This window comes from Sinorhizobium kostiense (genome assembly GCF_017874595.1).
GTDB lineage: Bacteria > Pseudomonadota > Alphaproteobacteria > Rhizobiales > Rhizobiaceae > Sinorhizobium > Sinorhizobium kostiense.
This window is the reverse complement of the sequence record NZ_JAGILA010000015.1, coordinates 1-11,130: the sequence shown is the minus strand read 5'-3', so window position 1 is coordinate 11,130 and position 11,130 is coordinate 1. Positions and strand designations below refer to the sequence as shown.

Annotated in this window: 9 protein-coding genes; 4 read left to right on the top strand and 5 right to left on the bottom strand. The window is 59.9% G+C overall.

The genetic code is table 11. From position 1 onward, the window contains the following. The 3 genes from J2Z31_RS29000 to J2Z31_RS28990 form a co-directional block, all read left to right on the top strand. Window positions 1–2,086, top strand: a 2,086-nt coding sequence (locus J2Z31_RS29000; RefSeq protein ID WP_209607210.1) for a VCBS domain-containing protein, incomplete at its 5' end; no start/stop codon positions are given. A 66-nt stretch (window positions 2,087–2,152) separates the two neighbouring features. Continuing rightward, on the top strand, window positions 2,153–2,518 hold the full coding sequence (locus J2Z31_RS28995; protein ID WP_209607209.1) for a hypothetical protein: 366 nt from the start codon (window positions 2,153–2,155) through the stop codon (window positions 2,516–2,518). Continuing rightward, the gene (locus tag J2Z31_RS28990; RefSeq protein ID WP_209607206.1) at window positions 2,515–3,714 is read left to right on the top strand and encodes an ABC transporter substrate-binding protein; all 1,200 of its coding nucleotides are present in this window, start codon (window positions 2,515–2,517) and stop codon (window positions 3,712–3,714) included. The genes J2Z31_RS28995 and J2Z31_RS28990 overlap by 4 nt, the downstream gene beginning before the upstream one ends. Before the next feature lie 57 nt (window positions 3,715–3,771). Here J2Z31_RS28990 and rbsK read toward each other — a convergent pair whose 3' ends face one another. From rbsK to J2Z31_RS28965, 5 genes are all read right to left on the bottom strand, one after another. Then, on the bottom strand, window positions 3,772–4,725 hold the full coding sequence (gene rbsK / locus J2Z31_RS28985; RefSeq protein ID WP_209607204.1) for a ribokinase: 954 nt from the start codon (window positions 4,723–4,725) through the stop codon (window positions 3,772–3,774). Between the two features lie 3 nt (window positions 4,726–4,728). Beyond that, on the bottom strand, window positions 4,729–5,793 hold the full coding sequence (locus tag J2Z31_RS28980; RefSeq protein ID WP_209607202.1) for a LacI family DNA-binding transcriptional regulator: 1,065 nt from the start codon (window positions 5,791–5,793) through the stop codon (window positions 4,729–4,731). Window positions 5,794–5,811: 18 nt separating this feature from the next. Beyond that, complete coding sequence (locus J2Z31_RS28975; RefSeq protein ID WP_209607200.1) at window positions 5,812–6,723, bottom strand: carbohydrate ABC transporter permease; 912 nt, start codon at window positions 6,721–6,723, stop codon at window positions 5,812–5,814. After that, window positions 6,723–7,841 (bottom strand): carbohydrate ABC transporter permease, encoded by a 1,119-nt coding sequence (locus tag J2Z31_RS28970; RefSeq protein WP_209607198.1) that lies wholly within the window; start codon window positions 7,839–7,841, stop codon window positions 6,723–6,725. The genes J2Z31_RS28975 and J2Z31_RS28970 overlap by 1 nt, the downstream gene beginning before the upstream one ends. 71 nt (window positions 7,842–7,912) lie before the next feature. Then, window positions 7,913–9,553: an extracellular solute-binding protein gene (locus tag J2Z31_RS28965; RefSeq protein ID WP_209607196.1), complete on the bottom strand. Its 1,641-nt coding sequence runs from the start codon at window positions 9,551–9,553 to the stop codon at window positions 7,913–7,915. A 332-nt stretch (window positions 9,554–9,885) separates the two neighbouring features. Between J2Z31_RS28965 and J2Z31_RS28960 the strand changes: the two genes are divergently transcribed. Then, entirely contained in the window at window positions 9,886–10,977 is a 1,092-nt protein-coding gene (locus J2Z31_RS28960; RefSeq protein ID WP_209607194.1) for an ABC transporter ATP-binding protein, read from the top strand. The last annotated feature ends 153 nt before the right edge of the window (window positions 10,978–11,130 follow it).

Sequence of the window (11,130 nt, the reverse complement as noted above, 5' to 3'; positions counted from 1 at the left end):
CTTCGTCGTCACGGTGACCGACGACAATGGCGCCACCGACACCCAGACGGTGACGATCACCATCAACGGCACCAACGACGCGCCGGTGATCGGCGCAACGGCCAGCGGCGCGGTGACAGAGGACGTCAATGTCATCGTCGGAAACCTATCGACGAGCGGGACGATCACAACCTCTGACGTGGATGCCGGTGACACGCTGACGGTGAGCAGCGCACCCGCCGGGCAACCGGTGTGGAGCGATGGCACGCTGACGCAGGCGCAGATCAATGCCCTGACTGCAGGTTTCACAGCTACGGGAAGCGGCTGGAACTATCAGGTTCCCAACTCTCTGGTGCAATTTCTCGATGCCGGCGAAACGATCACGCTGAGCTACGAGGTGACGGTAACCGATGCCCACGGGGCGACCGACTCGCAGACGGTGACGGTGACAATCAACGGCACCAACGATGCGCCCGTCGTCGCAAGTACATGCGTCTGGCTGCCGAGCGATCCAGCGCAACAGGGCTCGGAGTATTCGAGTGGTTACCCGCTGATGGTTTCGACGCCAACCGATGTGGATGGCGAACATGTAGTCGTGACGGCGACGAATGCGCCGACCGGCGTTTACTATTTCGATGGGACAAATCACGTTGCGGTGACCAATGGGACGGTCCTCTATGATCCGGCAAACGGGGTCAACCTGCTCCATGACCTGGTTTACAGGCCGACACTGACCGTGAACGATACGCCTTCTGTCTCCCTCAACCTAAGCGCGAGCGACGGTTTGCAGTCGACTGCCTATTCGGTGACGATCAACGAAGTCGCACCTACAACTATCCCGGGACCAGTTGGCACTATCTCCGACAATAGTGGACCGCTGACTTCCGGTCGCGATTCAAGAACTGGCGCGGTACTCGGATCGTCATTTGCTTCTGCAATCAGTGCGGATCCATCTGATGGTTCACTCACCCTCTTCACTAATTTTCAGGAATGGTCGAGAAAAGGGCCGGATGATCCAACCGGCACCTATGCGACGGTGAATAACCAAGATCAGGATGGCAATTTCCTGGAAAAGCAAGTTAACGTATTCATCTATGTTGATGGGGTACAGTTCCAGGTAGTATTTGCGAATGATGCCAACCCGGACAATTGGACCTATGATGCTTCGACCGGTCTTATGAAAACAGAAGTGGATTTTGATCTCATAAGGAACACATCTAATCCTTCGCAGACACTGGCGCAGTACCTGGCGATTCCAGGAAACGAGCCGCAGGGAACCGATGTCTGGACAGTCGAGTATGACGATACAAAGGGAGGCAATGAACAGGCGCGCTACTTCAGATTTGAGTTCTCGAAGTTCGATCCGGGCGATCCCAGCATTGTCGTTGTCGGGGATGACACAAAATCCAATCTCATCTACGGCACCTCGGGTGCGGACAATCTGACCGGCGGTGCCCTTGACGACACGATCATCGGCCGCGGTGGCAACGACGTCATCAATGGCGGGGGCGGCAACGACACGCTAAGCGGCGGCGCGGGCAACGACACGATCGACGGGGGTGGCGGGCTGGACCTTCTCGACCTGTCGGACGCTACTGCGGGCGTGACGTTCTCGCTCGTGCAGTCGTCTGGCAGCACCGTGGCAAATCTTACTGCCGTGGGCCTTGGCGTTGACACTTACCGGAATATCGAAGGCATTATTGGCTCGGACTACAACGACACCCTCACCGGCAGCGCCTTGGGCGATCAGCTTTATGGCGGGGACGGTTCGGACAGGCTGACCGGCGGCGCGGGCGCCGATACTTTCGTGATCGCCGACGACGAATTGCAGGTCGGCATCCACGACGTCATCAGCGATTATCATGCGAGCGAAGGCGACGTGGTCGATCTGTCGGAACTTCTCGGCAATTTGTCGCCTGATACACTCGAGCAACACGTTCAAGTCGTGCAGGACGGCGCGAATGCCAATCTGCAGGTCGATACGGATGGCAGCGGGGGCGCAGGGTGGCAGACGGTGGCCGTACTCGAAAACTTCTCCGTCAGCACAGACGTCGTGAAGATACTCTTCAACGACGACCATGGCAGCAAGACGGCGGGGGAAGTCTGACGAGACCTTTACAACCGTCCGGCTCGCGGCAATATACGCGGGCCGGCGTTTCCAGAGGGGGATTCGATGACCAGGACGATATTGGCCGGGGCAGTGTTTTTACTGGCAGCTTCGGGAAATCATGCCGCAGATCTCGTGATCGATTACGCGCCGGTGGCCCGGCAGTGCGATACGCTGGCCGCGTCCTCGTTGGCGGCGGGCCAGGACCTTGCCTTCCTCACAAAGGAAGTGGTTTCCCGCATGGACCACGCGATCGCCGTCGCCGACGATCCCCGGTGGATTTCTTCAACGAGACCGACATTCGTCTGGGCCTCAGAAACTAAGGTTGCTTGCGGCAAGGCCTATGGCTATCTGCAATCCGGCTGGCGTGATGAGGATTATCTCGCCAAATGCGACTGCTTCCACGCCAAGATGCTGCGGTTCATGAATTGAAGAGAATCCTGCATAGCATTCTCTCGTCGGCAAGACGTGCCGGGCCTGGAATCCCGGGCAGGGCGGCCGGTGTCCTCCTGCTCGGCCTCATGGCCGGTTGCCAGGGCGTCGCCGAGGATGCGGCCACCATCGAGTCGCCGCAAGCTCGGCAGGCGAGGCGCGAGGCCGAGCGAGTGCTCAAGCCCCGGGAAACCGTCGGAGGAGGCCCAGTTCGCATCGGAATGATCACTGGCCTTATGAGCGGCGCCGGCGCAAAGCAGGGCGAGCGCGACGTTCGGGACGGTGCCATGCTTGCGGTGGCAGAACTCGGCGGCGGTCAATTGTCGTTGACGATCGAGAACACCGACGGGTCGCCACAGCAGGTGATCGATGCGGCGAACAGGCTTTCAGGCGAGGGGGTAAAGCTCGTCGCCGTCTCGGCGGAGGTGCCGGCGGGCACGGTGCGCGACGCGTTAGGAGCGAAGGACGTCCCTGTCCTCCTTCTTCGCGGCGGCGCGGCGGAACGCGCGGACGGAAGCTTCTCCTTCGCTTCGGACCACATCGACAGCGCCGTCGAAGGTGCGGCTTATGCTTCCGGGGCGGGGCGCAAGCGCCTTGTCGCGCTGTTACCTGCAGACGCGAGCGCATCGGAGCGCCAACGTCTCGACCGCGGGCTTGCCGACTCCGATATACGACCGGTGCTGACGACGGCAGCACCTTTCTCCAGTGACGCGAGTTTGAAAGACAAGCTCAAGGACATTGACGCGGTGCTTCTCGTCAATGCCGGGGAGGGCGAGATGGGCGCGCTTTCGGTGCTCCGGTCGAATGGCTATCTAGCGCCGAACGCCCTTATAGTCGGAAGCTCCCGCTGGCCGGCTGCCGTCTATGGCCGGCCGGAGCTCGCGCAGAGTCACCTTTGCCTCTTTGGGCCGGAAAACGGTTCACGCATGACCGCGAGTTTTCGCCAACGCTACGAGCGCTCGGCAAACCTGGAGGCGGCCTACGGCTTCGACGTGATTGCGCTCGCTGCGGGTCTTGTGCGCACGCAGGGCGAAAATGCTATAAACAAGCAAAACCTGTTGTCGCCGAACGGCTTTCTTGGCGCCGCCGCGGCATTCCGCTTCCAGCCGGATGGATCGGTGAAGCGGACCTGCGCCATCTACCAGATTGCCGGCGGAGAGCTCAATCTCGCGGATCCTGCGCCACGGTCCTTCTGAGGTATCCAGCATCCTATTAGTTGCTAGGCGAGGGACGCGGCCGGGGTCCTTCGCTCCTCACGACGAACTCAAAAGCTCGTCGATTTCGGTGCGGAGCGGCATGGCGGGCGCGGTTCCGGGCCGTGTCACCGCAATTGCGGCGGTGGCGCAGCCGAAGCGGACCGCCTCGGCCGGGGCGCGCTCTTCCGAAAGAGCGGCGGCGAAACCTCCGAGGAAAGCGTCGCCCGCCCCGGTCGTGTCGACGACCTTGCCTGCTGAAAGCGCCGGAATGAACTCGCTCTGTCGGGCTGTGTGATAAAGCGCACCTCGCGCGCCGAGCGTGATGATGGCGCAGCCTGCCCCTTTTTGAAGCAGAATGTCGCCCGCGGCACGGGCCTGGTCATCGGTTTCGACGGCATGGCCGACAATGTGAGCGACTTCCACCTCATTGGGCACGACAAAGTCGCAAAGCGCATAGATCTCGTCCGGAATGGTCTGGGCGGGGGCAGGATTGAAGACCGTCGTGACGCCCGCACTCCTTGCGATCCTCAGGCCGTGAATAGCCGCTTCCAACGGCTGTTCCAGCTGGGTCATGAAAATCGCAGCCTTCTCGATGTGAGCCCGGTTGGCTTCTACATCCTCGATGCCGATCAATCCGGCAGCGCCCGGCGCCACGATGATTGCGTTCTCGCCATTGTCCTCATTGACGAAGATGAAGGCGGCACCGGTCGAGACACCTTCCATTTGCAATACACTGGCGTTCACCCCGGCAGCTGCATAGGCTGACAGCGCTATTTCGCCGAATGGATCCTTGCCGACGCGTGAAATGAAGGTGACTTTGCCGCCGGCCTTAGCCGCAGCGATCGCCTGGTTGGAGCCCTTTCCCCCTGGCCCGAGCTTGAAATCCGAACCGAGCAGGGTTTCGGCGATGTGGGGCAGGCGCTTGGCTGCAAAGGCCATGTCGGCGGCGAAGATCCCTAGAATGACAATGCCGCTGTTCCCGTTGAGCTCGGCTCTGATGCCGTTGGGCATGGTTCACTCCTTGTTGGCGGCCGCATCGTCGGGCCGCTTCCTATGTTGCTTTCTGATTTCATCCGGTTTCATCGAAATGGCCGGTCCGGTTGAGCCGCGTACGACCAGCGAACCATCGATCATTTCGTCCGTGGCGAGGACTGGTTGATCGAAAAGAAACTCCACAGCGCGCGCGGCCAGCTTCTCTACCGGCTGGCGCACCGTGGTCAGTCGAGGAACTACGAGCTTGGCAAGCGCGATGTCATCGAAACCCGCAATGGACAGCTTGCGCGGAACATCGATCGTGAGGTCGCGCGCTGCGCGCAGGGCGCCGATCGCCTGCTGGTCGCTTGCCGCCGCGATCGCCGTCGGTCGGTCGGCGGGCGGCAGCGACAATAGCTCGCGGGCTATCCTCTCCCCGGAATCGTAATCGAACTTGCCCTCAAGGATCGTCACGTCAGCCGGCCCGGCGGTCTTGCCGAGCTCTGCGAGCCTATTGATGAATCCTTCGCGCCTCACACGTGCGGCTTCCGTGTCCGGCGGCCCGGCAATATAGGCAATTTTGCGGTGTCCGAGCACATAAAGATGCTCCGCCATCAGCGAGGCCGCTTGGGCATGGTTGGTCGAAACCAGGGCGTAATTACCGAAGCGCCGGTCCAGCGAGACGATCGGGACGGGCAGCTCCAAGGGGAGATCCGAACGGCCGCTCGAAGCCGCCACGATAATGCCGCAGACCGAGCGATCGAGAAAAGCCAGTATGTGGTGGCGTTCGGCTTCCGGATCGTTGTGGGAGCTCGCCAGCATGACCGTGTGGCTCCGCTCCCTCGCTGCGCTTTCGACGCTCGCGGCCAACTGCGCGAAGAACGGATTGGTGATGTCGGGGACGATCAGCCCGATAACTTCGGTCCTGCTCGTGCGTAGCGCTCGCGCCGTCACATTCGGCCGGTATCCAAGGACGGCAATGGCGTCGTTCACCTTCTCACGCAACGAGGGCTTTACCGAGGTTTCTCCGGAAAGGACGCGCGAAACGGTACCCACCGAAACGCCGGCCTGCTCCGCGACATCCTTGACCGTCGGCATCCTGCGCATGATGAGCCCCCGCCGAACCTACTTCACGGCTCCAGCGGTCATGCCGGCGATGATGTGCTTCTCGAGAAGGACGCCCACGAAGACCAGGGGAAGGATGCCGGCAGTGGAGAGTGCTGCCATGGACCACCAGTTGATGCCTTGGCTGCCCGTCTGGCTGGCAATCATTACAGGTAGCGTGTTGGTGTTGGTGGACGTCAACAGTGCCGCGAAGAAGTATTCGTTCCAGCACAGGATCATCGACAGAATGAATGCGGCCACCATGCCAGGCAGAACCAGCGGGACGATGATGCGCAGGAACGCACCCCATATCGACAGACCATCGACCAGGGCTGCTTCCTCGAGTTCCACCGGAACAGTGGCGAATTGATCGCGCATGATCCAGATGACGATCGGCAGCACCATGAGCGTATAGACCGCGATCATGCCGACATACGTGTCCAGGAGCGCAAGCTCTTTATAGAGGACAAGAAACGGCAGCGCGAGCACGACCGGCGGCATAATGAGCTGCGATAGGAAGAAGAACGAAATGTCGGAGTTGCGCATGTAGCCGAACTTGTAGGAGAAGCGGCTGAGACCATAGGCGGCGAGCGATCCGAGGATGACCGCCAGAGCAGAGGCGGCAACCGACATGATGACGCTGTTCCACAGCCTGCGCATGAACTCCTCTCGCACGGTGGACACGTTGAATACCGTATCGGGAGAAAGGCCTAGCGAGCGCCAGCCGAGCCAGTTGGGGGTGAAATCCAGCCACGGCACCAGATTGCCTTTCATCACATCCGCAGCCGTTTTGAAGGAGGTCGAGACCGTCCAGAAAAGCGGAAACATGCAAATGATCGCCCAGGCGATCAGAAGCCCATAGACGACGAAGCGCATGGCCCACCAGCGAAGCCGTTGGCCGCGTGCGTATTTGTCAAGATCGATCGCTACCATCACAGCCTTCCCGTCATTCGCCGCACGATGCGGTCCGAAACCTTCAAGAGCATCGTCATGCCGATCACGATGATGATCAGGTATATGATCGCAAGCAGGGTGCCGTATCCGACGTTCGAACGATCCCGGTATTCACGGTAGATGAAGCTCGTCACGGAATCCGTTGCACCGCCGGGCCCGCCGGCAGTGACCGTGATGATGATGTCCGCGAGCTTCAACTTGAAGATGACGCGGATCATGACCGCCGTCACCGAGACCGGCAGCATAAGCGGAAAAATAACCTGCCAGAAGCGCTGCCACTTCGTTGCGCCATCCACTTCCGCCGCCTCCAGAACTTCCCTGTTTAGGGCCTGCAGTCCGGCGAGCAACATGATCATCATGAACGGAATGAACGTCCATGCGTCCATGATCATGATGGACAGCCTGGCGGTCAGAGGATCGCCGAAGAAGGACGGGTTCTCCCAGCCGAGCCATCGGGCAAGTCTGGCGATCGGCCCGAAGCGGGTCTCCAGCATCGACTTTCCGACCATCCAACTCACTGCAACCGGCGACAGCATCAGAGGTACGAGGAATGTGACGCGCCAGAATTTCCGGGCGGCGATGTCCTGGCTCAGCAGCAGTGCGAGCCCGAATGCGATCGCGTATTCAACCGCGATGGCCAGGGAATAGAGCACCATGTTGACAAGGGCATTGGCATAAAAGGGATCGCTCAGCATACGGCGCAGATTGTCCAGTCCGTTGAACTTCCGCCCGGTCAGCGACGCGAGGTTCCAGTCGGAAAAGCCGACCCATAAGGCGAACAACAGCGGAAAAACGACCATCGCCACCACGAAGAGTGCGGCGGGCAAGACGAACAATGCCTTCTTTCCCGCCTCGCCGTAGAGGACGACGCGGGTGACACAGAGCACAATCGCCCACAGTACGTAGGCATAAAGGACCGGGCGCCAATTCTCGAAACCGAACGTGATCCACCCCGATACATAGGCGGCCTGCAGAACAAAGGAGGCGGCAAGCCAAAGCGTGCTCAGCCATAGCGCTGCCCGGCCCCAGAAGTGGCGGCCCGCAGAGATCGAGTCCGCCTCAACGGTGTGCAGCAAGTCACGTTCAATCGTCGTCATTATTTTCCCCCGCCGGACAGGATAAGCACTGGCGGTAACGGTATCCGCCCGCCAGTGCTTGTCGCTCGGCGTTAAAGCCCGAGGCTTGCCCGATAGAGCTTCAGCTGGCTTTCGCGGCCAATTTGGTCGGTGATCTTTTCCCAGGCGGCGGCAATCGCGTCCGCGGTTTCCTGGGCCGACTTGTATTGTCCGGCGAAGCCTTTCGCCAGCTCGTCTTCCGCGACCGAATAGTACTGGAAGATACCGGGTATACGGGGTTCGATCGCGGCATTGGGGTGGTTGTAGCTGTTGGCGTTCGAGCCGAGATACTCCTCGATATAGGCGCGATCGTAGCCTGCCGCCTGCCACTCGTCGTAGTTGAAGTGTGACTGGCGATAGGGCTGAAAGCCTGACGGATAGGCAGACGTCCAGAGCGAGATGTCCTTGCCACCGAGATGAGCCGCTGCCGACCAGGCAGCCTTGCGCTTCTTCTCGTCGCCGGACACGCGCTTGGTGACGTAGATGCCCCAGCCGATATAGGCCATGTTCGGTGCTTCGTTGTATTTCTCTTCCCACTGGCCGGATTTGCGGTTGTAAACGCGGCTGGAGCCGCGGTTGATGCCGAAGCCGACGACATCGCCGACAACCGAGGTGTCGGAGGTGCGGGCGCTCGAACCCACATCGCCCCACCACATCAGCATCGAACCGGTGCCTGCAAGGAACTGCGAGAATGCGGTCGTACCCGGGTCCGCGTTGATCTGGTCGGAGGGATAGGCTTTGGCTGCGATCAGATCCATCACATCCTGGATTGCCTGCACCCATGCCGGGTTGTTGACAAGCGGCTTCATGTTTTCCGGATCGAACAGCCAGGCGGGGTCGCCCGGATACTTCGCGTATGCGGTCGCTCGGTTCTCGACGAAGTAGAAGCCGAAACCACCCCAGCCCTTCAGCGGGTCGAGATACCCATAGGCCGGCAAACCGGTCAGCGGATCCGTCTTGCCGATCAGAGCCTTGGAGACCTCGTTGACCTCCTGCCAGGTCTTCGGCGGTTCGGAGCGACCGCTGATCGAACCTTCCCCGAAATAGTCCTTCCGGTAGGCGAAGGTGTGGCAGTCGCCGTCGATTGTGACGCGATAGGTTTTTCCTTCCCAGGTTCCGACGGGCGCCTTCAGGTAATCCACCAGGTCGTCGGCTTCGATCTGCTTGGCAACCCAGTCCGGCATCTCATCCAAGAGCCCACGCCCGGCAGTATCGCCTTCAAACGGAGCGCCCATTTCAATGATGTCGAAGTCCACGGTTCCGGTCGCGATCGACTGCTGCAAGCGTGCGTTATAGTCGGCCTGGGCCAGGTCGATCCAGTTGATCTTGGCGCCGGTATAGGCTTCCCATGGTTTGAGGAAGCCGCGGAACAGGAAGTTATGCAGGTTTTGGTTGTTCAGGCCCATGAAGGTCAGTTCGACGCCTGCAAACTCGCCGGCTGCGACATTGGCCTTGGTCGGTTCGAGGCAGAGCTCGCCCACCTTCTGCCAGTCGGCATCCGTCGGGGCACCCTTGCCGACACCGGGGATTTTGAGGATCTGTGCCCGCAGATCATCCGCGGCCATAGCCATTCCAGGAATACCGCCCATCACACTCGAGACGCCAAGCAGCGCCGCAGCGCTGGCGGTGCCGCGCAAGACATCACGGCGACTTGCCTGACAACGCATCAATGCATCGTATATTTCAACTTTCATCAGAGCCTCCTCCACGTGTTATCTCATTGCCGCCGGGCGCTTCTTGCCAGCATGATATTAGTGCTGGCCACTGGCGGAACTATTTGGTAAGCAAGAAATGAAACGTTTCATATCTTGCTTGAAACCGCTCCTCTCGGCTACGCCGCTGAGGATCAGACGGCGAAGTTAAAATGTCAACAGGAAATGAAACGTTTCACGGAGGAGGTCTGCGTCAGGGTTTTCGGCATGGGTGAGGGGGCTTTTTCGCCCTCCCGAGTGTCTCATGGAATCTGCGCGGGAAAGGTCTGAGAACGGCGGGCGAAGCGCCCGGCTGCGAGCTTGATGGGAGTGAGATGGCGGGTGTCAAGATTTCGAAGGCGCTGAAGGCTTACGGCGCTCTGAATGTGCTTCACGGCATTGATATCGATATTGCAGATGGCGAATTCGTCGTTCTGGTCGGACCCTCCGGCTGCGGCAAATCAACCCTGCTGCGCATGATCGCGGGGCTCGAAAGCGTCACGGGCGGGACGGTTTCGATCGGCGGCAAAGTCGTCAATAACCTGCCGCCGAAGGACCGCGACATCGCCATGGTCTTTCAGAGCTACGCGCTTTATCCCCACAAGACCGTTGCGGAAAATATGGTCTTTGCGCTGCGCCTGCAGAAGCAGCCCCCCGACGTCATCAAGCAGCGGCTTCAGGCAGCCGCCGAGACGCTCGATCTCGTTCCCTATCTCGACCGCTATCCGCGACAGCTATCCGGCGGCCAGCGCCAGCGTGTGGCGATGGGGCGGGCAATTGTCAGATCGCCTCAGGTCTTCCTGTTCGACGAGCCATTGTCGAATCTTGATGCAAAATTGCGGGTGCAGATGCGCAAGGAGATCAAAGAGCTTCACCAGCGGTTGAAGACGACGACAATCTACGTGACCCACGATCAGGTCGAGGCGATGACCATGGCCGACAAGATCGTCGTCATGCAGGGTGGCAATGTCGAGCAGATCGGCACTCCGCTGGAGGTCTACGACCGTCCCAACAACACTTTCGTGGCAACCTTCATCGGTTCGCCTTCCATGAACCTCCTCAAAGGCTCCTACCATGCGGATGGAAATCTCTTCGTCACCGAATCCGGTGACAAGATCGAGATTGGGTTCGAGGCCGAGGCAGCCGATGGGCAGCTCGTCCTGCTGGGTGTGAGGCCTGAGCACCTGTCCCTGTCGGAAAGCGGTCTCCGCGCTACGGTAAACGTAACAGAGCCAACGGGCTCGGAGACCGTGTTGTTTCTGCGGTACGGCAACAAAGAGCTTGTCTCGGTATTCTCCGAACGTCACGATTTCAAACCAGGCCAGGAAATTGCCGTCGCGCCCCGCGCCGGGAAATTGCACTTGTTCGATGCGCACTCGGGAAGAACATTGCGCCGTAAGCACGAAGTGGCGAGCACTCTGGGGTGATTGTGGGCGGCTTGCGGAAGTTCCATAAGACAGATTATGCGATTTTCTTGGCTTAAAAGGTACATTCTATTTCCAAGTGCGACATGCCAATAAAAACAAAGGCTTCGCCTTGGAGATTTTTGGATGTCGCTCTGCTATTCGCAGCTCACCCTT